The organism is Kitasatospora sp. NPDC054939 (assembly GCF_053610105.1).
Window position 1 is genome coordinate 14,725 of the sequence record NZ_JBSGXP010000081.1, and the last position, 23,323, is coordinate 38,047.

24 protein-coding genes are annotated in these 23,323 nt (G+C 74.3%); 18 read left to right on the plus strand and 6 right to left on the minus strand.

The features are described 5' to 3' along the window. Window positions 1-49: 49 nt before the first annotated feature. Complete coding sequence (gene coaA / locus ACWGB8_RS22515; protein ID WP_452215339.1) at window positions 50-1,045, minus strand: type I pantothenate kinase; 996 nt, start codon at window positions 1,043-1,045, stop codon at window positions 50-52. A 111-nt stretch (window positions 1,046-1,156) separates the two neighbouring features. On the opposite strand from coaA, the gene glmS reads away from it, so the two are divergent. After that, the gene (gene glmS, locus ACWGB8_RS22520) at window positions 1,157-3,013 is read left to right on the plus strand and encodes a glutamine--fructose-6-phosphate transaminase (isomerizing) (RefSeq protein ID WP_452215340.1); all 1,857 of its coding nucleotides are present in this window, start codon (window positions 1,157-1,159) and stop codon (window positions 3,011-3,013) included. Window positions 3,014-3,054: 41 nt separating this feature from the next. Here glmS and ACWGB8_RS22525 read toward each other — a convergent pair whose 3' ends face one another. Then, complete coding sequence (locus ACWGB8_RS22525; RefSeq protein ID WP_452215341.1) at window positions 3,055-3,231, minus strand: hypothetical protein; 177 nt, start codon at window positions 3,229-3,231, stop codon at window positions 3,055-3,057. On the opposite strand from ACWGB8_RS22525, the gene ACWGB8_RS22530 reads away from it, so the two are divergent. The 5 genes from ACWGB8_RS22530 to ACWGB8_RS22550 all read left to right on the plus strand — a co-directional run bounded on the left by ACWGB8_RS22530 (window position 3,217) and on the right by ACWGB8_RS22550 (window position 8,222). After that, window positions 3,217-4,785, plus strand: coding sequence for an NAD(P)H-hydrate dehydratase (locus ACWGB8_RS22530; RefSeq protein WP_452215342.1), 1,569 nt, complete (start codon window positions 3,217-3,219; stop codon window positions 4,783-4,785). The two genes, ACWGB8_RS22525 and ACWGB8_RS22530, sit on opposite strands and share 15 nt — an antisense overlap. 5 nt (window positions 4,786-4,790) lie before the next feature. Further along, window positions 4,791-5,987 (plus strand): alanine racemase, encoded by a 1,197-nt coding sequence (alr, locus tag ACWGB8_RS22535; protein WP_452215343.1) that lies wholly within the window; start codon window positions 4,791-4,793, stop codon window positions 5,985-5,987. Beyond that, window positions 5,984-7,264 (plus strand): alpha/beta fold hydrolase, encoded by a 1,281-nt coding sequence (locus ACWGB8_RS22540; RefSeq protein ID WP_452215344.1) that lies wholly within the window; start codon window positions 5,984-5,986, stop codon window positions 7,262-7,264. The genes alr and ACWGB8_RS22540 overlap by 4 nt, the downstream gene beginning before the upstream one ends. Before the next feature lie 55 nt (window positions 7,265-7,319). Further along, window positions 7,320-7,820 carry a tRNA (adenosine(37)-N6)-threonylcarbamoyltransferase complex ATPase subunit type 1 TsaE gene (gene tsaE, locus ACWGB8_RS22545; protein WP_452215345.1) on the plus strand — a complete coding sequence of 167 codons (501 nt, stop codon included), beginning with the start codon at window positions 7,320-7,322 and terminating at the stop codon, window positions 7,818-7,820. A gap of 183 nt (window positions 7,821-8,003) precedes the next feature. Further along, window positions 8,004-8,222, plus strand: a complete 219-nt coding sequence (locus ACWGB8_RS22550; protein WP_452215346.1) for a hypothetical protein — start codon at window positions 8,004-8,006, stop codon at window positions 8,220-8,222. Between the two features lie 20 nt (window positions 8,223-8,242). Here ACWGB8_RS22550 and ACWGB8_RS22555 read toward each other — a convergent pair whose 3' ends face one another. After that, entirely contained in the window at window positions 8,243-8,827 is a 585-nt protein-coding gene (locus tag ACWGB8_RS22555) for a hypothetical protein (protein ID WP_452215359.1), read from the minus strand. 217 nt (window positions 8,828-9,044) lie between these two features. Between ACWGB8_RS22555 and tsaB the strand changes: the two genes are divergently transcribed. The 5 genes from tsaB to ACWGB8_RS22580 all read left to right on the plus strand — a co-directional run bounded on the left by tsaB (window position 9,045) and on the right by ACWGB8_RS22580 (window position 12,561). Beyond that, the gene (gene tsaB, locus ACWGB8_RS22560; RefSeq protein WP_452215347.1) at window positions 9,045-9,698 is read left to right on the plus strand and encodes a tRNA (adenosine(37)-N6)-threonylcarbamoyltransferase complex dimerization subunit type 1 TsaB; all 654 of its coding nucleotides are present in this window, start codon (window positions 9,045-9,047) and stop codon (window positions 9,696-9,698) included. A gap of 20 nt (window positions 9,699-9,718) precedes the next feature. Continuing rightward, window positions 9,719-10,198, plus strand: a complete 480-nt coding sequence (rimI, locus tag ACWGB8_RS22565) for a ribosomal protein S18-alanine N-acetyltransferase (RefSeq protein WP_452215360.1) — start codon at window positions 9,719-9,721, stop codon at window positions 10,196-10,198. After that, window positions 10,191-11,279, plus strand: coding sequence for a tRNA (adenosine(37)-N6)-threonylcarbamoyltransferase complex transferase subunit TsaD (gene tsaD, locus ACWGB8_RS22570; protein ID WP_452215348.1), 1,089 nt, complete (start codon window positions 10,191-10,193; stop codon window positions 11,277-11,279). The genes rimI and tsaD overlap by 8 nt, the downstream gene beginning before the upstream one ends. After that, the gene (locus tag ACWGB8_RS22575) at window positions 11,276-11,539 is read left to right on the plus strand and encodes a hypothetical protein (protein WP_452215349.1); all 264 of its coding nucleotides are present in this window, start codon (window positions 11,276-11,278) and stop codon (window positions 11,537-11,539) included. Before tsaD ends, ACWGB8_RS22575 begins: the two co-directional genes overlap by 4 nt. A gap of 110 nt (window positions 11,540-11,649) precedes the next feature. Beyond that, window positions 11,650-12,561 (plus strand): polysaccharide deacetylase family protein, encoded by a 912-nt coding sequence (locus ACWGB8_RS22580; protein WP_452215350.1) that lies wholly within the window; start codon window positions 11,650-11,652, stop codon window positions 12,559-12,561. Here the strand turns inward: ACWGB8_RS22580 and ACWGB8_RS22585 are convergent. After that, the gene (locus ACWGB8_RS22585; protein WP_452215351.1) at window positions 12,537-13,766 is read right to left on the minus strand and encodes a THUMP-like domain-containing protein; all 1,230 of its coding nucleotides are present in this window, start codon (window positions 13,764-13,766) and stop codon (window positions 12,537-12,539) included. The genes ACWGB8_RS22580 and ACWGB8_RS22585 overlap by 25 nt on opposite strands. Window positions 13,767-13,796: 30 nt before the next feature. After that, window positions 13,797-14,102, minus strand: coding sequence for a hypothetical protein (locus ACWGB8_RS22590; RefSeq protein WP_452215352.1), 306 nt, complete (start codon window positions 14,100-14,102; stop codon window positions 13,797-13,799). A gap of 249 nt (window positions 14,103-14,351) precedes the next feature. Here ACWGB8_RS22590 and groES point away from each other — a divergent pair, with 249 nt between their 5' ends. The 3 genes from groES (at window position 14,352) to ACWGB8_RS22605 (ending at window position 17,546) form a co-directional block, all read left to right on the plus strand. Beyond that, on the plus strand, window positions 14,352-14,657 hold the full coding sequence (gene groES / locus ACWGB8_RS22595; RefSeq protein WP_014136232.1) for a co-chaperone GroES: 306 nt from the start codon (window positions 14,352-14,354) through the stop codon (window positions 14,655-14,657). 120 nt (window positions 14,658-14,777) lie between these two features. Then, window positions 14,778-16,409: a chaperonin GroEL gene (gene groL / locus ACWGB8_RS22600; protein ID WP_452215353.1), complete on the plus strand. Its 1,632-nt coding sequence runs from the start codon at window positions 14,778-14,780 to the stop codon at window positions 16,407-16,409. A 132-nt stretch (window positions 16,410-16,541) separates the two neighbouring features. Next, window positions 16,542-17,546, plus strand: a complete 1,005-nt coding sequence (locus ACWGB8_RS22605) for a LysR family transcriptional regulator (RefSeq protein WP_452215354.1) — start codon at window positions 16,542-16,544, stop codon at window positions 17,544-17,546. Window positions 17,547-17,636: 90 nt separating this feature from the next. On the opposite strand, the gene ACWGB8_RS22610 is transcribed toward ACWGB8_RS22605, so the two are convergent. Further along, the gene (locus ACWGB8_RS22610; protein ID WP_452215355.1) at window positions 17,637-17,966 is read right to left on the minus strand and encodes a WhiB family transcriptional regulator; all 330 of its coding nucleotides are present in this window, start codon (window positions 17,964-17,966) and stop codon (window positions 17,637-17,639) included. A gap of 559 nt (window positions 17,967-18,525) precedes the next feature. Between ACWGB8_RS22610 and ACWGB8_RS22615 the strand changes: the two genes are divergently transcribed. The 4 genes from ACWGB8_RS22615 (at window position 18,526) to ACWGB8_RS22630 (ending at window position 23,271) form a co-directional block, all read left to right on the plus strand. Then, window positions 18,526-19,137 (plus strand): response regulator transcription factor, encoded by a 612-nt coding sequence (locus tag ACWGB8_RS22615; RefSeq protein ID WP_014136228.1) that lies wholly within the window; start codon window positions 18,526-18,528, stop codon window positions 19,135-19,137. A gap of 314 nt (window positions 19,138-19,451) precedes the next feature. Next, complete coding sequence (shbA, locus tag ACWGB8_RS22620) at window positions 19,452-20,156, plus strand: RNA polymerase sigma factor ShbA (RefSeq protein ID WP_452215356.1); 705 nt, start codon at window positions 19,452-19,454, stop codon at window positions 20,154-20,156. 265 nt (window positions 20,157-20,421) lie between these two features. Next, entirely contained in the window at window positions 20,422-21,924 is a 1,503-nt protein-coding gene (gene guaB / locus ACWGB8_RS22625; protein WP_452215357.1) for an IMP dehydrogenase, read from the plus strand. 222 nt (window positions 21,925-22,146) lie between these two features. Next, on the plus strand, window positions 22,147-23,271 hold the full coding sequence (locus ACWGB8_RS22630; RefSeq protein ID WP_452215358.1) for a GuaB3 family IMP dehydrogenase-related protein: 1,125 nt from the start codon (window positions 22,147-22,149) through the stop codon (window positions 23,269-23,271). Window positions 23,272-23,323: the final 52 nt, after the last annotated feature.

Here is a 23,323-nt window from a genome sequence, read left to right on the forward strand (position 1 = left end):
CGTGACACCGGGGCCCCCGCCGTCGTGTTCGGCGGGGGCCCGGTGCCGGTCAGAGCTTGCGCAGCAGCGCCCGGCGCACCTTGTGGTCCGAGCCCTTCTGCAGGATCAGGGTGGCCCGGCCGCGGGTGGGCAGCACGTTCTCCAGCAGGTTGGGCTTGTTGATGGTGCGCCAGACCTGACGGCCGTACTCCATCGCCTCCTCCTCCGGGACTTCGGTGAAGCGCTGGAAGTAGGAGTTCGGGTCCTGGAAGGCGGTCTGCCGCAGCTTGCGGAAGCGGTCCAGGTACCAGTTCTCGATGTCGTCCGTGCGGGCGTCCACGTAGATCGAGAAGTCGAAGTAGTCCGCCACCGCGAGCCGGGTGCGGCCGTCGGTGCCGGGCAGGGCCGGCTGGAGGACGTTCAGGCCCTCGACGATCAGGATGTCCGGCCGCTCCACGGTGAGTCGCTCGCCCTGCACGATGTCGTACACCAGGTGCGAGTACACCGGCGCGGTGACCCGCTCCTTGCCGGCCTTCACGTCCGCGACGAAGCGCATCAGCGCCCGGCGGTCGTACGACTCGGGGAAGCCCTTGCGGGCCATCAGGCCGCGCCGGCGCAGCTCCGCGTTGGGCAGCAGGAAGCCGTCGGTGGTGACCAGCTCGACCCGGGGGTGCTCGGGCCAGCGGGCCAGCAGCGCCTGCAGCAGGCGGGCCGTGGTCGACTTGCCGACCGCGACCGAGCCGGCCACCCCGATGATGAACGGGGTGCGGGTGCGCTCGGTGTCCGGTGTGTCCAGGAACGTGCCCAGGGCGCCGCGCAGTTCGTGCGTCGCATGGATGTAGAGGTTCAGCAGCCGGGACAGCGGCAGGTAGACGTCGCGGACCTCGTCGAGGTCGAGGGCCGTGCCGAGCCCGCGCAGCCGCTCCACCTCCTCGGCGGTCAGCGGCAGCGGCGTACGCTCGCGCAGCGCGCTCCACTCGGCCCGGCTCAGGTCCACGTACGGGGACGGCGAGGGGCCGGGCGTGGCGGCGCCCCGCGTACAGAGTTCGGTCAGCACATGCTCCATTGTGGGCCGTGGCGGCGTTCACGGTGGCTGTGGTGTCGGTCACCCGTCGGCGCCACCCGCGGGTCGCGAGCGGGCGCAGGGGGCCCCCGGCCCGCCCTTATGCTGGCACGCATGTGCGGAATCGTTGGATACGTGGGCGCCCAGCCCGCGCTTGATGTAGTAATCGCAGGTCTGCAGCGACTTGAGTACCGGGGCTACGACTCGGCCGGTGTCGCGGTGCAGACCCAGGGCTCCGAAGGGCAGTGGAGCCTCGTCACCGACAAGCGGGCTGGCAAGCTCGCCAACCTGGAGAAGTCGCTCGCCGAGTCCCCCCTGCCCGGCGGCACCACCGGCATCGGCCACACCCGCTGGGCCACCCACGGCGGCCCGACGGACGCCAACGCCCACCCCCACCTGGACGACTCCGCCCGGGTGGCGGTCGTCCACAACGGCATCATCGAGAACTTCGCCCAGCTGCGGGCCGAGATCGCCGAGCGCGGCCACACCCTCCGCTCGGAGACCGACACCGAGGTCGTCGCGCACCTGCTGGGCGAGGTCTTCGAGGGCGACCTCGCGGAGGCCATGCGGATCGTCTGCCGCCGGCTGGAGGGCGCCTTCACCCTCGTCGCCGTGCACGCCGACGCCCCCGACGTCGTGGTCGGCGCCCGCCGCAACTCGCCGCTGGTCGTCGGCCGCGGCGAGGGCGAGAACTTCCTCGCCTCGGACGTCGCCGCCTTCATCGCGCACACCCGCGAGGCGATCGAGCTGGGCCAGGACCAGGTCGTCGAGCTGCGCCGCGAGGGCGTCACCGTCACGAACTTCGACGGCACCCCCGCGGACGTCCGCGAGTACCACGTCGACTGGGACGCCTCGGCCGCCGAGAAGGGCGGCTACGACTACTTCATGCTCAAGGAGATCGCCGAGCAGCCGAAGGCCGTCGCCGACACCCTCCTCGGCCGGATCGGCACCGACGGCCGGCTCACCCTCGACGAGCTGCGCATCTCCGACGCCGACCTGCGCTCGGTCGACAAGGTCGTCATCGTCGCCTGCGGCACCGCCTTCCACGCGGGCATGATCGCCAAGTACGCCATCGAGCACTGGACCCGCATCCCCTGCGAGGTCGAGGTCGCCTCGGAGTTCCGCTACCGCGACCCGATCCTGGACGCGGGCACCCTGGTCATCGCGATCTCGCAGTCCGGCGAGACCATGGACACCCTGATGGCCCTGCGGCACGCCCGCGAGCAGGGCGCCAAGGTGCTGGCGATCTGCAACACCAACGGCTCCACCATCCCGCGCGAGTCGGACGCCGTGCTGTACACGCACGCCGGCCCCGAGGTCGCGGTCGCCTCGACCAAGGCGTTCCTCACCCAGCTGGTCGCCTGCTACCTGGTCGCCCTCTACCTGGGCCAGGTCCGCGGCACCAAGTGGGGCGACGAGATCCACGCGGTCATCAAGGAGCTCGGCGACGCCCCCAAGCAGGTCGAGCAGGTGCTGGAGACCATGGAGCCGGTGCGCGAGCTGGCCCGCTCCCTGGCGGACGCCCGCTCGGTGCTGTTCCTCGGCCGCCACGTGGGCTTCCCGGTCGCCCTGGAGGGCGCGCTGAAGCTCAAGGAGCTCGCCTACATGCACGCCGAGGGCTTCGCGGCCGGCGAGCTGAAGCACGGCCCGATCGCGCTGATCGAGGACGGGCTGCCGGTCGTCGTGGTCGTGCCCTCGCCGCGCGGCCGCTCGATCCTGCACGACAAGATCGTCTCCAACATCCAGGAGATCCGGGCCCGCGGCGCCCGCACGATCGTCATCGCGGAGGAGGGCGACGAGGCCGTCGTGCCGTACGCCGACCACCTGATCCGCATCCCGGTCACCCCGACCCTGCTGCAGCCGCTGGTCTCCACCGTGCCGCTCCAGGTGTTCGCCTGCGAGCTGGCCACGGCCAAGGGCCACGAGGTCGACCAGCCGCGCAACCTGGCGAAGTCGGTCACGGTCGAGTAGTCCGACCGGTGCCGGCCCGGCGCCCCTGCGGTGGCTGCGTCCTACCGCAGGGGCGCCGTGTCGAGCGTGAACGAGAACGGCGCCGGGAGGTCGATCGGCTTGCCGATGATCGCGGCCGACGCGGCGGGCGGCACCCGCGGCCGTGCGGTGCGGGGGGCGTAGCGTCGGGGGTGGCCGTCGCCGAACGCGAGGAAGGTGCCCCCATGCGCAGTGCCCACCGGGTCGAAGAGGTCCGGGCCGCCGAGGCCGAGCTGATGGCCCGACTGCCCGACGGCACGCTGATGCAGCGGGCCGCCACCGGGCTCGCCGCCACCTGCGCCCGGCTGCTGACGGGCCGTGCGGGCGGCAGGGGCCGGGTGTACGGCAGCCGGGTCGCGGTGCTCGCGGGCAGCGGCGACAACGGCGGTGACGCCCTGTACGCCGGAGCGCTGCTGGCCCGGCGCGGCGCCCGGGTCGCCGCGGTGCTGCTCGACCCCGACCGCGCGCACCCGGGCGGCCTGGCCGCGCTCCGGGCGGCGCACGGCCGGGTGGTCACCGGGCAGGCGGCCGGCCTGGCCGCGTACGAGGAGGCCGACCTCGTCCTGGACGGCATCGTGGGCATCGGCGGCCGGGGCGGGCTGCGGCCGCCGGCGCAGCCGTACGCGCGGGCGCCCCGGCGCGGGACGCTGGTGGCGGTCGACGTGCCCAGCGGGGTGGACGCCGACACCGGCGAGGTGGCCGGGGAGGCGCTGCGGGCGGACGTCACCGTCTGCTTCGGGACGTACAAGCCGGGCCTGCTGGTCGACCCGGGCGCCTCGTACGCCGGGGCGGTGCAGCTGGTCGGGATCGGGCTGGCGCTGCCGGAGCCGGGGGTGCGGGCGCTGCAGCACGCCGACGTCGCGCTGCTGCTGCCCGAGCCCGGGGCGGAGAGCGACAAGTACCGGCGCGGTGTGGTCGGCGTGGCGGCCGGGTCGGCCCGCTACCCGGGGGCGGCGGTGCTCGCCGTCGCCGGGGCCCTGCGCGGCGGTGCGGGCGCGGTGCGGTACGTCGGCACGGCGGCCGAGGAGGTGGTGCGGCGCTTCCCGGAGGCCCTGGTGACCGAGGGCGGGCCGGCCGGCGCCGGCCGGGTGCAGGCCTGGACGGTCGGGCCGGGCGGCGGGGAGGGCGCCGCACAGGCGCTCGCCGAGGCGCTGGCGGGCGACGTGCCGGTCCTGGTCGACGCCGACGGGCTCACCGAGCTCGCCCGGCTCGGCCCGCGGGCGCTCGCCGGCCGGACGGCGCCCACCCTGCTCACCCCGCACACCGGCGAGGCGGCCCGGCTGCTCGCCGGGGCGGACGGCACCGCGCCGCCGTCGGCCGACGAGCTGGCCGCGCGCCGGCTGGCCACGGCCCGCCGGTTGGCCGCCGCGTACCGGGCGACGGTGCTGCTGAAGGGCTCGACCACGGTGGTGGCCGACCCGGCCGGCGAGGTCCGGGTGAACCCCACCGGCACCTCCTGGCTCGCCACGGCCGGCAGCGGCGACGTCCTCGCCGGACTGGCCGCCTCGCTGCTCGCCGCCGGCCTCCCGCCGCTCGACGCCGCCTCGGTGGCCGCCTACCTGCACGGCCTGGCCGGCCGTCGGGCCGCCCGGACCGCGGAGGGCGGCGGGGCGCCCGTGACGGCGATGGCGGTGGCCGCGGCGCTGCCCGCCGTCTGGCGCGAGGTGCGCACCGGCGGGCGGGCCCCGGCGGGCCCGCGCGGCGCCGCGCCGCAGGGGGGTTCGGTGGGGCGCGCGGCGAGTCTGGGAGACTGACCCTGATGACAACTGCGAAGACGACCGGCACGGCCACCCTCACCGACGGCGTACGGGCCGAGGCGACCATCGATCTGGCCGCCCTGCGCGGCAACCTGGCCGCGCTGCGCGAGCGTGTCCGCGGCGCGGCCGTGATGGCCACGGTGAAGGCCGACGGCTACGGCCACGGCGCGCTGGCGTGCGCCCGCGAGGCGGTCGCCGCAGGCATCGGCTGGATCGGCACGGCGATGCCCGAGGAGGCGCTCGCGCTGCGCGCCGCCGGCATCGGCCCGGACCGCGCCCGCATCCTGTGCTGGCTCTGGACGCCGGGCGGGCCGTGGCGCGAGGCACTGCTCGCCGACGTCGACGTGTCGGTCAGCGCCCGGTGGGCGCTGGACGAGCTGCTCTCCGCCGTCCGCGCGACCGGCCGCCCGGCCCGGGTGCACCTGAAGGCCGACACCGGCCTCGGCCGCAACGGCTGCCAGCCGCACGACTGGCCGGAGCTGGTCGCCGCCGCCCGCCGGGCCGAGGCGGAGGGCCTGCTGAGCATCGTCGGCGTCTGGTCGCACTTCGCGGCGGCCGACGAGCCAGGCCACCCGTCGATCCAGGCCCAGCTGGACGCCTTCGCGGCGGCCCTGGCGCACGCGGAGGCCGCCGGGGTGCGCCCGGAGGTCCGCCACATGGCCAACTCGCCGGCCACCCTGCTGCTCCCGCAGGCGCACTTCGACCTGGTCCGCACCGGCCTGGCCATGTACGGGCTGTCACCGGTGCCGGAGGTCGGCACGCCCGCGGACTTCGGGCTGCGCCCGGTGATGTCGCTGACGGCGCGGCTGGCCCTGGTGAAGTCGGTGCCGGGCGGCCACGGCGTCAGCTACGGCCACCACTACACGACCCCGGGCCCCACGACGCTGGGCCTCGTCCCGGTCGGCTACGCGGACGGCATCCCGCGGCACGCCAGCGGCACCGGCCCGGTGCAGGTCGCCGGGAAGTGGCGCACCGTGGCCGGCCGGGTCGCGATGGACCAGTTCGTGGTGGACCTCGGCGGCGACACGCCGGAGGTCGGCGACGAGGTGCTGGTGTTCGGCGACGGCGAGCGCGGCGAGCCGACCGCCGAGGACTGGGGCCGCGCCTGCGGCACCATCGCGTACGAGATCGTGACCCGGATCGGTGCCCGGGTGCCGCGCCGTTACACCGGCGCGAGCACCGGCGCCGGCGGGGCATGAGCGGGGACACCGGCCGGGGCTCCGGGGTGAGCCGGGCCGGTCTGATCGGCATCTCGGTCGGGGTGGTCGCGGCCGGGGCCGCCGCCGGGGTGGCGATAGAGCGGCTGACCGTCGGCCGGGCGATGCGCCGCCGGGCCCGCGCCGAGCTGGACGCCAAGGCCCCGTACGGATCGCTGCGCGGCCGCCCGCACCCGGTGACCGCACCGGACGGCACCGAGCTCTACGTCGAGCTGGACGGCCCGGCGGACGGCGACGGCCCGGACGGCGGGGCGGGGACCGAACCGCTCACCGTGGTCTTCTGCCACGGCTACTGCCTCAACCAGGACAGCTGGCACTTCCAGCGGGCCGCGCTGCGCGAGGGCCTGCGGCTGGTCTTCTGGGACCAGCGCAGCCACGGCCGCTCCGAGCGCTCGCGCTCCTACCTGGCCGGCGAGCCGGCGAGCATCGACCAGCTGGGCGGGGACCTCGCGGCCGTGCTCGACGCCGTCGCCCCGCGCGGCCCGATCGTCCTGGTCGGGCACTCGATGGGCGGGATGACGGTGATGGCGCTGGCCGAGAGCCGGCCCGAGCTGTTCCGCGACCGGGTCGCAGGGGTGGCGCTGATCGGCACCCTGGCCGGCGACTGGGACGCCGTGACGCTGGGGCTGCCCGGCACGGGCGCCCGGCTGTTCAAGCGGGTCGCGCCCGGCGTGGTGAAGCTGCTGGGCCGGCAGGTGGAGCTGGTGGAGGCGACCCGGCGGTTCGGCGCGGACGTCGCCGCGGTCTTCTACCGGCGGTTCTCCTTCGGCGGCAAGGACGTCGACCCGGGCGTGGTCCGCTTCGCCGAACAGCTGCTGGACGCCACGCCGATCGACGTGGTCGCCGAGTTCTACCCGGTCTTCGGCGCGCACGACAAGCACGAGGCGCTGGCCGCGCTGCGCGGCATCCCGACCCTGGTGCTCGCCGGGACGAAGGACCTGCTCACCCCGCCCGGCCACAGCGAGGCGATGGCCGCCCGGCTGCCGGGCGCCGACCTGGTGCTGGTCGAGGACGCCGGCCACCTGGTGCCGCTGGAGCGGCCCGACGTGGTCGACCGCCGGCTGGCCGCGCTGCTGGTGCGGGCCGCCGCGCACGCGGGGGCGGCCCCGCTCCCGCCGTACGTCGCCGAGCTCGCCGAGGAGCCCGCTGCCGGGCCCGCCGACGGGGAGCCGGAGCGGGCCGGGGAGCCCGGCCGTGCGGAGCCGGACGCCGGCCGGAACCGACCCGCAGCACGGGCCCGGCCGGATGTGGCACCGTAGCGGGGGCGGTGCCGGTGGTCGGCGCCCCGTACGGACCGAAGGGCATGACACTCGCATGGGCTCGCACGCCACTCTCACCGTCCACACCGCCGAGCGGATGGGCCGGCTCGGCCGGGAGCTGGCCGCACTGCTGCGGCCGGGGGACCTCGTGCTGCTCTCCGGCGAGCTGGGGGCGGGCAAGACCACGCTGACCCGGGGCCTGGGGGAGGGGCTGCAGGTGCGCGGGGCGGTCACCTCGCCGACCTTCGTGATCGCCCGGGTGCACCCCTCGCTGGTGGGCGGCCCGGCGCTGGTCCACGTGGACGCGTACCGGCTGGGCGGCGACCTGGACGAGATGGAGGACCTCGACCTGGACGTCTCGCTGCCGGAGTCGGTGGTGGTGGTCGAGTGGGGCGAGGGCAAGGTGGAGCGGCTCGCCGACGCCCGGCTCGAGGTGCGGATCGAGCGCGCGCTGGGCGACGAGGCCCGGGCGGAGGACGACCTCGACCCGCGGCGGGTCTCGCTGACCGGCCTGGGCGAGCGCTGGGACGGCGTGGAGCTGTCGGCCCTCGGGTAGCGGTCCGCGGGTAGCCGTCCTCGGGTAGCCGTCCTCGGGTGGTCGACCCGGCGGGCGGCCGGGCCGGCCGGTGCCCCGGCGTCCCGACGGTATTCCGACAGCCTGTCGGCAAGTGTTGCGGCCGGGGGGCCGGGCGTGGTGGGATGGGTGCTGCGGTTAGGTCTGCCTAACTAGGGAGGCGCCATGTCGAGCACCACCCCCGCCCCGGAGCGCGCACCCCGCGACGCCCGGGCCGGTGAGCCCGTCCGTGCCGTCCCGCAGGGGGAGCAGGGGAGTCCCGCGGTGGCGCCGGGCGCCCCGATGCGGGCCCTGCTGGCGGCCTGTGCCGCCGCCGAGGCGGTGTCCACCCCGCCGACCCGCAGCCCGGAGGAACCCGCGCACCGCACGCCCCGGGCGGCGTAGCCGCCGCTGCGCCCGGCGGGTCAGGCGACCACGACCACCGGGATGCCCTTGGTCGCGAAGTCCCAGAGCAGCTGGCCGTCGGGCCGGCTGCTGCGGATGCCGCCGGTCTTGGCCTTCGCGTCGGCGGTCGCCTTCGGGCTCGCGGCCGCGGTCGGCGCGTCGACGGCGGCGCTGAAGCCGAACACCACGCCGTTCTGCTGGACGAAGCGCACCACGTGCTCGACCTTCTTGCCGTCCGTGCCGGTGGTGGCCGCGGTGCGGCTGTAGACCGGGTAGGTGCCGGGGCTCGGCTCCACGGTGCCCGGGGTGACCGTGAAGGCCGCGACCACCTGCGGGTTCTTCTTCGGGTCGACCAGCCACACCTGGTGGCTGCCGGTCGAGTAGACGACCCGCTGCCCGGTGCCGGAGTTGGCCGGCAGTGCGGGCGCGGTCGGGGAGGCCGGGGCGGAGGGCGCGGCCGTCGCCGTCGGGCTCGCGGTGGCGGCGGCGGAGCTCGGGTGGGCGGCGTCCGCGCGCTCCTGCGCCCCGTTCGCCTGGAACGCGAGCAGGCCGACCAGCGCCAGGGCCCCCACGGTCAGCCCGGTGACCACCACTCCAGGACCCATCTTCGCCACGTGCCGCTCCCGCTGCCGTCCGCCTCAAACCCGTCGGCCCCCATCGTGCCAGGTCCGACGGGCGCGTTCGCACCGTCCAGTACGTGTGTTCCGAACCCGGACGGGTTGTCGGCCCGACGGCCCATCGGACGCCCCAGCCGGGCGCGGCCGGCCGGGGCAGGACCGACCGCCGCACCGCCCCCTCCGGCGGCCGACTAACCTTGACCCCGTGCTGCTGCTTGCCTTCGACACCGCCACCCCCGCCGTCACGGCCGCCGTCCACGACGGCACGGCCGTCCTCGCCGAGACCGACCAGGTCGACGCCAGGCGCCACGGCGAACTGCTGCTGCCCGCGATCGACCGGGTGCTGCGGGAGGCCGGCGTCGACAAGCACGCGCTGACCGGCATCGCGGTCGGGGTGGGCCCCGGCCCGTACACCGGCCTGCGGGTCGGCCTGGTGACCGCCGCCGCGCTGGGCCACGCGCTGGGCGTGCCGGTGCACGGCGTCTGCACCCTGGACGCGATCGCGCACCGGGCCCGCGCCGAGGGCCTGGCCGGCCCGTTCACGGTCGCCACCGACGCGCGCCGCAAGGAGGTCTACTGGGCCTCGTACGACGCCGACGGCCGTCGTAGCGAGGGCCCGGCCGTGGACCGCCCGGCCGAGCTGGCGCCGCAGCCGCGGTCGGTCGGTGCGGGCGCGCTGCTGTACCCCGACCACTTCCCCGGTGCGCAGGGCCCCGAGCACGTCTCGGCCGGCGCGCTGGCCGGCTTCGCCGCGGCCGAGCTGGCCGCCGGGCGCGAGCTGCTGCCCAACGTGCCGCTCTACCTGCGCCGCCCGGACGCCCAGGTCCCGGCCGGCTACAAGGCGGTGCTCCCCGCGTGACCGCGGTACTCCTCCGGCCGATGCGCTGGTGGGACATCGAACCGGTGATGGACCTGGAGCAGCGCCTCTTCCCCGAGGACGCCTGGTCCACCGGCATGTTCTGGTCCGAGCTGGCCGAGGCCCGCCCGGACGGCACCCGCCACTACACCGTGGCCGCCGCGCCCGACGGGACGATCGTCGGCTACGCCGGGCTGATGGCGGTGGCCGGCGAGGGCGACGTGCAGACCATCGCGGTGGACGGCGGCCACCAGGGCGCCGGCCTCGGCGCGGCGCTGCTCACCGACCTGATCCGGGAGGCCGCCCGCCGGGACTGCGCCGAACTGCTGCTGGAGGTGCGGGTGGACAACCCGCGCGCGCAGCGGCTCTACGAGCGCTTCGGCTTCGAGCCGGTGGGCATCCGGCGCGGCTACTACCAACCCGCCAACGTCGACGCGCTGGTGATGCGCCTCGACCGTCCGAGCAGTGACCCGAAGGACCTGAAGGAAGACCGCCATGGCTGACGAACCGCTCGTCCTCGGCATCGAGACCTCCTGCGACGAGACCGGGGTCGGCATCGTCCGCGGCACCACGCTGCTCGCCGACGCGGTCGCCTCCAGCGTCAACGACCACGCCCGGTTCGGCGGCGTGGTGCCCGAGATCGCCAGCCGGGCGCACCTGGAGGCGATGGTGCCGACCATCCAGCGGGCGCTGGACACGGCCGGCGTGAAGGCGAGCGACCTGGACGGCATCGCCGTCACGGCCGGCCCCGGCCTGGCCGGCGCGCTGCTGGTCGGCGTCAGCGCGGCGAAGGCGTACGCCTGGGCGCTGGACAAGCCGCTGTACGGGGTCAACCACCTCGCCTCGCACATCTGCGTGGACCAGCTGGAGCACGGCCGGCTGCCCTCGCCCACGATGGCGCTGCTGGTCTCCGGCGGGCACTCCTCGCTGCTGCTCAGCGAGGACATCACCACCGACGTCCGCCCGCTCGGCGCGACCATCGACGACGCGGCCGGCGAGGCCTTCGACAAGGTCGCCCGGGTCCTCGGCCTGGGCTTCCCCGGCGGCCCGGTGGTCGACCGCACCGCCCGCGAGGGCGACCCGAAGGCGATCGCCTTCCCGCGCGGCCTGAGCGGCCCGAAGGACCCGGCGTACGACTTCTCCTTCTCCGGCCTGAAGACCGCCGTCGCCCGCTGGGTGGAGGCCAAGCGGCGGGCCGGCGAGACGGTGCCGATCGCCGACGTGGCCGCGTCCTTCCAGGAGGCGGTGACCGACGTGCTGACCCGCAAGGCCGTCAAGGCGTGCAAGGACAACGGCGTCGACCACCTGATGATCGGCGGCGGCGTGGCGGCCAACTCGCGGCTGCGCGAGATGGCCCGGCAGCGCTGCGACCGGGCGGGCATCCGGTTGCGGGTGCCGCGGCCGGGCCTGTGCACCGACAACGGTGCGATGGTCGCCGCGCTCGGCTCCGAGATGGTCTGGCGCGACCGTGCGCCGTCCTCCTTCGACCTGTCCGCGGACTCCTCGCTGCCCGTCACCGACGTGCACGTGCCGCACACCGACCTGCACGGGCAGGCGTACGAGGCGCTGGGCGGCGCCCGGTGACCACCACCGCCGCGATGTGGGAGGCCCGCGCGGCCGACGGGCGCGGCGGTGAACTGGCCGCCTGGGTCCGCACGGTGGCGCTGCCCGCGCTGCGCGGCTCGGCCGGGCTGGAGCGCACCGAGCTGTTCGGCGCGGCCGGCGAGCGGGTGCTGCTGATCACCTGGTGGTCCGGCGAGCCGGTGCCGGTGGCCGAGCCGCCGGCCGAGCTGCTGGGCCGTCCGGTGCACCGCTGGTCCTTCGTCAGCGAGCATCTGGAGTAGATCCGTTCGGGTACGCGCCGCCGCGCCGGGGCCCGGGTCGGGAACCGAACACCCTGCCGTTACCGTGATCAGCTGAGGATCAGCTGAACGGCAGCGGGGAGCGCGGCGCGGTGAGGACGTACGGGCGGGGCAGGGCCAAGGCGTGCGCGGCGGGGGCCCTGGCCCTGCTGACGGCGGTCACCGGCTGCGGCGGCGGGGACTCGCCCGCACCGCGGGCCACCGCCGCACCGACCACCGCGGCCGCGGGCACCCCGGCCCCCGCCCCGGGCTCCGCCGACCGGGCCACCGGCACTCCGGCCGCCCCGCCCGCCGCCGCCGACGCGGCGGCCTGGGCCAAGTGGAACCTCAAGCCGCTGCCGCCGGCCCCGCCCGCCCCGGCCGACAAGCCGGTCAAGCTCCCCGGGAGCGGGCCGGTACCGGTCTTCAGCGACGTCCCGACCACCGACCGGGTCGTCTTCATCACCATCGACGACGGCGCCGAGAAGGACCCGAGGTTCGTCGAGATGCTGACCGACCTCAAGGTGCCGGTCTCGCTGTTCCTGACCCGCGACATCGTCAAGGACGACTACGGGTACTTCAAGCGGCTCCAGGCGCTCGGCAACCGCGTCCACAACCACACCACCGCGCACGCCCAGCTCAGCAGGGTCCCGGCGGAGCGGCAGCGGGCCGAGGTCTGCGACGCCCAGAGCGCGCTGACCCGGGAGTACGGCACCGCGCCGCTGCTGTTCCGCCCGCCGTACGGGGACGGCGCGCACACCCCGCAGCTCAACGCCACCGTGCAGCAGTGCGGGCCGCGGGCGATCGTGCTCTGGCGCGAGTCGATGCAGATCCACGACATGCAGTACCAGGCGGCCGACAAGAAGCTGAAGCCCGGGGACATCGTCCTCGCGCACTTCCGCGGCCCCAAGGACCTCAAGGGCGCGACGATGACGCAGATGTTCGGCGAGCTGCTGGCCCGGATCCAGGAGCAGGGCTTCGCGGTGGCCCGCCTGGAGGACTACCTCCAGGCCCCGGCGGGCTGATCCCCGGCCGACTGCTCCCCGGTCGGCCGATTCCCGGCCGTGACCGGCCGGCCGAGCATCATCAGCGGCCCGTGGTCGGTGCGGCTGAGGATCACCGTGACGCTGTTCGGACCGCTCGGCTTCAGCTGGCGGCGCAGCTCCTCCGGGGTGATCGCCATCCCGCGCTTCTTGATCACCACCGTGCCGACCTGCCGCTCGCGCAGCAGCGCCTTGAGCTTCTTGATGTGGAACGGCAGCACGTCGGTCAGCTCGAAGGCGTGCGCGTACGGCGTGGCGACCAGCTCGTCCGAGGTCAGGTAGGCGATCTTCGGGTCGATCAGGCGCCCGTTCACCTGCTCGGCGACCTCGGCGACCAGGTGCGCCCGGATCACCGCGCCGTCCGGCTCGTAGAGGTAGCGGCCGACCGGGCCCGCCGCCGGGTCGGGCAGGTTGCCGCCGGTGAGCGAGGCGCCGTGTGGCAGCAGGGTGGCGCGGTGCGGGTGGGCGGCCTCCGTCCCGAACCAGAGCACCGCCTCCTTGACGTCCCCGTGGTCGGAGACCCACTCGGCCTCGGCGTCCGCCGGCACCGCCTCGTGCGGGATCCCGGGGGCCACCTTCAGGGCGCCGATCGGCGTGCGGCGGCCCGCCTCCACCGCCCAGGACAGCGGCGGGGTGTACGCCTCCGGGTCGAACACCCGGCCGCGGGCGGTGCGCCGCGCCGGGTCGGTGAAGACCGCGTCGAAGCCGGTGACGTCCACGTCGGCGACGTCCGCGCAGCGCACCTCGACCAGGTCCGCCAGGCCGAGCGCGGCGGCGTTCGCGGCGGTGGCCGCGCACGCGGCCGGGTCGCGGTCCACGGCGAGCACCCGGATGCCGGCCCGGGCCAGCGCCAGCACGTCGCCGCCGATCCCGCAGCAGAGGTCGGCAAGCCGCCGGACGCCCAGCTCGGCGAAGCGGCGGGCGCGCCACTCGGCGACGCTGCGCCGGGTCGACTGCTCGACGCCGTTGGGCGTGAAGTACATCAGGTCGGCGTCCGCGCCGAACTTGGCCCGGGCCCGCTGCCGTAGCCGGGCCTGCCCGAAGGCGGCGGAGACCAGCTCGGCCGGGTGCTCCCGGCGCAGCCGGGTGGCGAGCGCCAGCTCCTCCTCGGGGGCGAACTCGCGCAGTTCGGCGAGGAGGGCTTGACCCTCGGGGGTCAGCAGGGGCTGCAGGTGATCGGTCTCCACCCGGCCATTCTCCCGCGCCCGGGGCGGGTGTCAGGCCAGCTGGAACCAGCCCACCGAGGCGAACGGGGAGAGCGCCGCGACCAGCGGCAGCAGCCGGTAGCCGGACCGCGCGCCGCGCACCGCGACCAGCACGGCCGGGGCCAGCGCCAGCACCACGCCGACCAGGCCGATCACCAGGACCGCGGGGCCGGCGTCGCTCAGCGCCGCGCCGAACATCAGGGCGAAGGAGCCGAACGCGACGAGGGCGGTGGCACCGGTGAGCAGCGGCAGGGCGATCAGCGAGAGCAGCAGGTCGTGCCGCCGGCTGGGGTCGGTGGGTGCGGCGGGGAAGGTCATGGCACGAGTGTGCGGCGCGGCCCGGGGCTCGCACATGAGTACGGCTACTCAGCCGATCCGTGGGGGACACCGGCCGCGCCGTTGGCACTCTGGTTGACTGAGTGCTAACCGCGGCCTATGGTCGTGCCTAGCACTCTCCACCTGGAGAGTGCTAACGCGATGACGCGTGTCTGACCCCCGCGACGGCAGGCCCGCAGGTTCGCCCCTACCCGTATGAAAGCCCCGTAATCTCCGAAGGGGAGCTCGGACGTGACCACCAGCAGCAAGGTTGCCATCAAGCCGCTTGAGGACCGCATCGTGGTCCAGCCGCTCGACGCCGAGACGACCACGGCCTCCGGCCTGGTCATCCCGGACACCGCCAAGGAGAAGCCCCAGGAGGGCGTCGTCCTGGCCGTCGGCCCGGGTCGCTTCGAGGACGGCCAGCGTCTGCCGCTCGACGTCGCCGTCGGTGACATCGTCCTGTACTCGAAGTACGGCGGCACCGAGGTGAAGTACCAGGGCGAGGAGTACCTCGTCCTCTCGGCCCGCGACGTCCTCGCGATCATCGAGAAGTAAAGACGTCCCAGCCCGCCCCGGATCCGTGTCCCAAGTGACAGGGGCCCGGGGCGTGGTTGTTGGTTCACGTGACGACTCCGCGGCCGCCCGGACGGCCGCGACCCCGAGGGAATAGGGAACATGGCGAAGATCCTGCAGTTCGACGAGGACGCCCGCCGCTCGCTGGAGCGCGGTGTCAACAAGCTGGCCGACACCGTCAAGGTGACCATCGGCCCCAAGGGCCGCAACGTCGTCATCGACAAGAAGTTCGGCGCCCCCACCATCACCAACGACGGTGTGACCATCGCGCGCGAGGTCGAGCTCGACGACCCGTACGAGAACCTCGGCGCGCAGCTGGTCAAGGAGGTCGCCACCAAGACCAACGACGTCGCGGGTGACGGCACCACCACCGCCACCGTGCTGGCCCAGGCCCTGGTCAACGAGGGCCTGCGCAACGTCGCCGCCGGCGCCGGCCCGGCCGCCCTGAAGAAGGGCATCGACAAGGCCGTCGCCGCCGTCTCCGAGCACCTGCTGTCGATCGCCCGCGAGATCGAGGGCAAGGACGACGTCGCCGCCGTCGCCACCCTGTCCGCCCAGGACACCCAGGTCGGCGAGCTGATCGCCGAGGCGATCGACAAGGTCGGCAAGGACGGTGTCATCACCGTCGAGGAGTCGAACACCTTCGGCGTGGAGCTGGACTTCACCGAGGGCATGCAGTTCGACAAGGGCTACCTCTCGCCGTACTTCGTCACCGACGCCGAGCGTCAGGAGGCGGTCCTGGAGGACCCGTACATCCTGATCAACCAGGGCAAGATCTCCTCCATCCAGGAGCTGCTGCCGCTGCTGGAGAAGATCCTCCAGGGCGGTGCCTCCAAGCCGCTGCTGATCATCGCCGAGGACGTCGACGGCGAGGCGCTGTCCACCCTCGTGGTGAACAAGATCCGCGGCACCTTCAACGCCGTGGCCGTCAAGGCCCCGGGCTTCGGCGACCGCCGCAAGGCGATCCTCGGCGACCTGGCCACCCTGACCGGTGCCACCGTCATCTCCGAGGAGGTCGGCCTCAAGCTCGACCAGGCCGGTCTGGACGTGCTGGGCACCGCCCGCCGCGTGACCATCACCAAGGACGACACCACGGTCGTCGACGGTGCCGGTGACAGCGAGGCCGTGGCCGGCCGCGTCGCCCAGATCAAGGGCGAGATCGCCAACACCGACTCCGACTGGGACCGCGAGAAGCTGCAGGAGCGCCTGGCCAAGCTGGCCGGCGGCGTCTGCGTCATCAAGGTCGGCGCCGCCACCGAGGTGGAGCTGAAGGAGCGCAAGCACCGCCTGGAGGACGCCATCTCGGCGACCCGCGCTGCGGTCGAGGAGGGCATCGTCGCCGGCGGCGGCGCCTCCCTGGTCCACGCCGCCAAGGTGCTGAACGACGGCCTGGGCCTGTCGGGCGACGAGGCGACCGGTGTCGCGGTCGTCCGCAAGGCGCTGCACGAGCCGCTGCGCTGGATCGCCCAGAACGCCGGCCTGGAGGGCTACGTCATCACCTCCAAGGTCTCCGAGCTGGAGGCCGGCCAGGGCTACAACGCCGCCACCGGTGAGTACGGCGACCTGGTCAAGGCCGGCGTCATCGACCCGGTCAAGGTGACCCGCTCCGCGCTGGAGAACGCCGCCTCGATCGCCTCCCTGCTGCTCACCACCGAGACCCTCGTGGTGGAGAAGAAGGAGGAGGAGGCCGACAACGGTCACGGCCACTCGCACGGGCACGGCCACTCCCACTGACGTCCGGTCGGTGACCGCGGGCCCGGTCCGCACCTCCGCGAGGGGGTGCGGGCCGGGCCCCGGCGTCTGTACGGCGGGTGCGATCCATCAGTTGAATTTTGCGGAAAGCAAAGTTTGCCTTATAACTGACCTATGATCGAGGCCCGCCATCTGCGTGTGCTGCGTGCTGTCGCCCGCACCGGCTCCTTCTCCGCCGCCGCCCGCGAACTGGGCTGCACCCAGCCCGCGATCAGCCAGCAGATGAAGGCCCTGGAGAAGTCCGTGGACACCCCGCTGGTGGTCCGCTCAGGCCGCGGGATGCAGCTGAGCGAGGCCGGGCGGGTGCTGCTGAAGCACGCCACCGGGATCCTCGCCGGGCTCTCCGCCGCCGAGGAGGAGGTCGCGGCGATCGCCGGACTGCGGGCCGGACGGGTGCGGCTGGTGTCCTTCCCCACCGCGAGTTCGACCCTGGTGCCGCCGGCCGTCGCCCGGCTGCGGGACAGCCATCCGGGGGTCCGCGTGTCGCTGGTCGAGGCCGAGCCGCCGGAGTCGCTGGCGATGCTGCGCGGCGGCGAGTGCGAGGTCGCGCTGGCCTTCCGCTACCCGGAGTCGGCCGGCGCCGCCGCGCTGCCGGCCCCGGCGCACGGCACCCCGCGCGAGGCCCGGGCCGAGGCGAATCTGGAGGCCCAGCAGCTCACCGCCGTCACCGACTGGTCCGACCTGGTGGTCACCCCGCTGCTGGACGACCCGCTGGTGGGCCTGCTGCCCGCCGCGCACCCGCTGGCGGGGCGCGGCGGCGGCACGCCGGTGGAGCTGGGGGAGCTGGCGGGCGAGCAGTGGATCGCCGGGTGCCCGCAGTGCCGGGGGCACCTCGTGGAGCTGTGCGCGGGCGCGGGCTTCGAGCCCCGGATCGACTTCGCGACCGACGACTACCCGGCGGTGGTCGGCCTGGTGGCGGCCGGTCTCGGGGTGGCGGTGCTGCCCGGCCTGGCCCTGGAGTCGGTGCGGCCCGACGGCGTGGCGGCGGTGCCGGTACGGGCCGCCTCGGGGGCGCCGGCGGTGCGGCAGGTGGTCGCGCTCACCCTGCCGGACCTCGCCGAGGTGCCGGCGGTGGCGCTGATGCTGGAGCGGCTCGCCGGGGCGGCCGACGGGCGCTGACCCGGGGGCTTCGCCGCGTCGGGTGCGGCGCGGAGCCGGGCCGTGCGCCCGTGAAGAAACGTTTCTTCTTACGGCGGTCGGCTGAACGCCCTACTGCTGGGCCACCGTCGGCATGCTCAGCGGTACCTCGACCAGCTGCCGGTGGCGCGAGCGGCCCATCATCTCCTCGCGCTCGTCCTCGGTCAGCCCGCCCCAGACGCCGTACGGCTCGCGGACGGCCAGCGCGTGCGCCGCGCACTCGGTGCGCACCGGGCAGCGCATGCAGACCTCCTTGGCGCTCGCCTCGCGCGAACTGCGCGCGGCGCCGCGCTCGCCCTCCGGGTGGAAGAAGAGCGAGCTGTCCACGCCGCGGCAGGCGGCGGAGAGCTGCCAGTCCCACAGATCCGCGTTCGGGCCGGGGAGGCGGGAGAAATCTGCCATGGCTCATTCCCTTCAGAGACTCGCCGACCGCGGGCCGGCCCCAGCGGGTTGCGCTGTGCGGCACGGCGAGGCGTCGATGCGCTGGTGTGGACACCTGGAAATATGACTTAAGGCAACTCCATGGACAAGTCACCCACAGAGTGGCACAACAGTCAATGACCATACAAAAGCTATAAAAACGGGCAAAGCGGGGCATGGATGCACTCGGAGCAGGGCGTGGCAATCGGGTGGCCGACGGGCGTGCACGGCCCCGCACCGGCGTGCGGGTCGCGCGCCCGCCGCGCGCGAACTGCACAAAAGTGCGGCGTGTGCACCGCGATGCGGCTGATCGGTAATGGGTTGGCCACGTACAGTGGTGGAGATGGCCCTGAAGGCCGTAACTCATTCGAGTGACGGTCGTTGGATGTGCGGAGGCGGTTAGCGGGCGCCGGACGTCGGGAACGATCGCGGGGAACCAAGGCGATCGGCACGGAGTCCGTCGCCAATCGGCCGTGTCGGAGAGATTCGTACCAGCCAGGAGGCTCAACGTGACGCGGATCAGCTGCGGAGGACGACGGTCATGACTTCCGTTCTCGTTTGCGACGATTCCCCGCTCGCCCGCGAGGCGCTTCGCCGCGCGGTCGCGACCGTACCCGGCGTCGACCGGGTCACCACCGCGACGAACGGGGAGGAGGTCCTGCGCCGTTGGGTGGCCGACCGCTCCGACCTCGTCCTGATGGACGTCCGGATGCCCGGCCTCGGCGGGGTGGAGACCGTCCGCCGGCTGCTGTCCGCGGACCCGGGCGCGCGCATCATCATGCTCACCGTCGCCGAGGACCTCGACGGCGTGGCGCTGGCCGTGGCCGCCGGTGCCCGCGGCTACCTGCACAAGGACGCCTCGCGCGCCGAGCTGCGGGCCACCGTCACCCAGGCGCTCGCCGACCCGACCTGGCGGCTCGCCCCGCGCCGGCTCCGCAGCCCCGACATGGGCGCCGCGCCGACCCTGACGGCGCGTGAGATCCAGGTGCTGGAGGGCATGAGCCACGGCCGGAGCAACGCGGAGATCGGCCGCGAGCTGTTCCTCTCCGAGGACACCGTCAAGACGCACGCCCGACGCCTCTTCAAGAAGCTCGGCGCCTCGGACCGCGCGCACGCGGTGGCCCTGGGGTTCCGCTGGGGCCTGGTCCGCTGACCGCCGGCGGGCCGGGCGGCCCCGGCGCCCTGCTGGCGATTCCCCTTGCGCAGACGTGTGACGTTACGGTCCCGAGGTTGCACCATGGAGTGGTGGAGCACCTCGGGGACCAGCGGACAGGCACTGCGGCGAACCACGCAGCCGCAGGACACTCGACGGACGGTGCGACGGACACCGCCGCCGACGGCGGAGGGGCGGGAGGCGGCATCGTGCAGGAGGTGACGGCGGCACACGGTGCCGCAGCGCATAACGTTCCGGTGCACAACTCCGGACGCGGTGCCGCGTTTTCCCGGTCGACCAGGCACCATGGACCGATGCGCGACGACGTGACCGCCCCCGGCGGCGAGCCCGACCCGGCGGAGGGCGAGCCCTCCGGTACCGGGCAGGAGCCGTCGTACGCGGAACCCGCGGCCGTCGGGCCCGTTCGGCCCCCCGTGCTCGGCACCGGATCGTCGCCGCTGGTCGGCGAACTGGTCGCGGCGGCCGTCCGCGGCGAGGGCCCGGCGATCGACGCGCTGCTCGCCTACGTCCACCCGCTCGCGCTGCGCTACTGCCGCGGCCGACTGGTCCGGCTGCCGGGCGGCGCCCGGCACCACGTGGACGACGTCGCCCAGGAGGTCTGCGTCGCGGTGCTCTGCGCGCTGCCGCGCTACCGCGACGAGGGGCGCCCGTTCGAGGCCTTCGTCTACGGCATCGCCGCGCACAAGATCGCCGATCTGCAGCGGGCCGCGATGCGCGGGCCCGGCTCGACGGTGATCCCGCCCGACGACCTGCCGGAGCTGCCGGACGACGCGCTCGGCCCGGAGGAGCGCGCGCTGCTCAGCAGCGATGCGGCCTGGGCCAAGGAACTGCTCTCCAACCTGCCGGCCCGCCAGCGCGAACTCGTGCTGCTGCGGGTGGCGGCCGGGCTGTCCGCCGAGGAGACCGGCGAGGTGCTGGGCATGTCGCCGGGCGCCGTCCGGGTCGCCCAGCACCGGGCGCTGAGCCGGCTGCGCGCCCTCGCCGAGGAATCCTCCTGATCCGCAGCCCCGCAGGTGGCGGGGCGGAATGGCGCACGGCCAGCCGGTGTTGTCAAGGGCACACGAGGGCGTAGTTCCCGGTGCCAGTACCATGGGGTATCGGCGCCTGGGCGGGTCGCCAAAGTTCCACGGGTGCGAGCGGGGTTTCCCTGGAGGATCCTCCAATCGGCATTGAGCTTTCGGCGGCCTGAGCGAGTGAGCGATGGAAGCGCCCCCACCCTCAGGGCGCGAGCGGATTAGGCCGGCCACGGAAGGTACCCCCGAAATGTCTTACAACGCCGCAGGCGTACCCGAGAAGTTCGCGATGCTCGGACTCACGTACGACGACGTCCTGCTGCTGCCCGGGGCCTCCGAGGTGCTGCCGAACGAGGTCGACACCTCCTCCCGGGTCTCCCGGAACGTGCGCGTCAACATCCCGCTGCTCTCCGCGGCGATGGACAAGGTCACCGAGTCGCGGATGGCGATCGCGATGGCCCGCCAGGGCGGCGTCGGCGTCCTGCACCGCAACCTTTCGATCGAGGACCAGGTCAACCAGGTCGACCTGGTCAAGCGCTCCGAGTCCGGCATGGTCAGCGACCCGATCACGGTCGGCCCGGAGACCACCCTCGCCGAGGCGGACGCGCTCTGCGCCAAGTTCCGCATCAGCGGCGTGCCGATCGCCGACGAGGCCGGCAAGCTGCTCGGCATCGTCACCAACCGCGACATGGCCTTCGAGACGGACCGCACCCGCCAGGTCCGCGAGATCATGACCCCGATGCCGCTGATCACCGGCAAGGTCGGCATCTCCGGCGTCGACGCGATGGCGCTGCTGCGCCGCCACAAGATCGAGAAGCTTCCGCTGGTCGACGACGAGGGCCGCATCAAGGGCCTGATCACCGTCAAGGACTTCGTCAAGGCCGAGCAGTACCCGAACGCCGCCAAGGACTCCGAGGGCCGCCTGCTGGTCGGCGCCGCCGTCGGTGCCAGCGCCGAGGCCTTCGACCGCGCCCAGGCCCTGGTCGGGGCGGGCGTCGACTTCCTCGTCGTGGACACCTCGCACGGCCACAGCCACAACGCGCTCGCCTGGATCGCCAAGATCAAGTCCGCCGTCGGCGTCGACGTGGTCGGCGGCAACGTCGCCACCCGCGACGGCGCCCAGGCGCTGATCGACGCCGGCGTGGACGGCGTCAAGGTCGGCGTCGGCCCCGGCTCCATCTGCACCACCCGCGTGGTCGCCGGCATCGGCGTCCCGCAGGTCACCGCCATCTACGAGGCCGCGGTGGCCTGCCAGGCCGCGGGCGTCCCGGTCATCGGCGACGGCGGCCTGCAGTACTCCGGCGACATCGGCAAGGCGCTCGCCGCCGGCGCCGACACCGTCATGCTCGGCTCGCTGCTGGCCGGCTGCGAGGAGTCCCCGGGCGAGCTGCTGTTCATCAACGGCAAGCAGTTCAAGTCCTACCGCGGCATGGGCTCGCTGGGCGCCATGCAGTCGCGCGGCCAGGGCCGCTCCTACTCCAAGGACCGCTACTTCCAGGCCGAGGTCTCCTCGGACGACAAGCTCGTCCCCGAGGGCGTCGAGGGCCAGGTGCCCTACCGCGGCCCGCTGAGCGCCGTGCTGCACCAGCTGGTCGGCGGCCTGCGCCAGACCATGGGCTACGTCGGCGCCGCCACCGTCGCCGAGATGGAGAGCAAGGGCCGGTTCGTCCGGATCACCTCGGCGGGCCTCAAGGAGAGCCACCCGCACGACATCCAGATGACCGTCGAGGCGCCGAACTACACCAGCCGCTGAGACCGCCCGCCCGGACGCGCCACGGAGGGGCCCGCACCCGCGGGCCCCTTCCGCGCGTCCGGCGCCCGCCCGCGTCCGCGCCCGGGCACCGGGTGGCCGCCCGGGTGTCCGCCCCCGCGTCCGCAGGGCGGGCCGTCGGGGCGCGCGGGCGGAGGCGTACGGGATACTGGGGGGCGGCCGGGGTGACCCGGCGGGCACTGCAACACACCAGAAGGGCTCGAAGTGACTGAGATCGAGATCGGGCGAGGCAAGCGAGGGCGCCGGGCGTACTCCTTCGACGACATCGCCGTCGTCCCCAGCCGCCGCACGCGGGACCCGAAGGAGGTCTCGATCGCCTGGCAGATCGACGCCTACCGCTTCGAGCTGCCGTTCCTGGCCGCCCCGATGGACAGCGTGGTCTCCCCGCAGCAGGCCATCGCCATCGGCCGCCTCGGCGGGCTGGGCGTGCTCAACCTCGAAGGCCTCTGGACCCGCTACGAGGACCCGCAGCCGCTGCTCGACGAGATCGCCTCGATCACCGACGAGGCCACCGCCACCCGCCGCCTGCAGGAGATCTACTCCGCGCCGATCCGCGCCGAGCTGATCAAGCAGCGGATCCAGGAGGTCCGCGACTCCGGCGTGGTCACCGCCGCCGCGCTCTCCCCGCAGCGCACCGCCGAGTTCTCCAAGGCCGTCGTGGACGCCGGCGTCGACGTCTTCGTCATCCGCGGCACCACCGTCTCCGCCGAGCACGTCTCCGGCGCGGCCGAGCCGCTGAACCTCAAGCAGTTCATCTACGAGCTGGACGTCCCGGTGATCGTCGGCGGCTGCGCCACGTACACCGCCGCGCTCCACCTGATGCGCACCGGCGCGGCCGGCGTGCTCGTCGGCTTCGGCGGCGGCGCCGCCCACACCACCCGCAACGTCCTCGGCATCCAGGTCCCGATGGCCACCGCCGTCGCCGACGTGGCCGCCGCCCGCCGCGACTACATGGACGAGTCCGGCGGCCGGTACGTCCACGTCATCGCGGACGGCGGCGTCGGCTACAGCGGCGACATCCCGAAGGCCGTCGCCTGCGGCGCCGACGCGGTGATGATCGGTGCGGCGCTGGCCCGGGCCACCGACGCGCCCGGCAAGGGCTTCCACTGGGGCATGGAGGCCGTCCACGAGGAGCTGCCGCGCGGCAAGCGGGTGGACCTCGGCACCGTCGGCTCCACCGAGGAGATCCTCACCGGTCCGTCGCACACCTCCGACGGCACCATGAACCTGTTCGGCGCGCTGCGCCGCGCGATGGCCACCACCGGCTACACGGAGCTCAAGGAGTTCCAGCGGGTCGAGGTGACGGTCAACCCGGCCCACCACCGCTGAGCCGGCCGGACGCGCTTCGGCGCCGGGGCCCCCGCCGTACCCGGTACGGCGG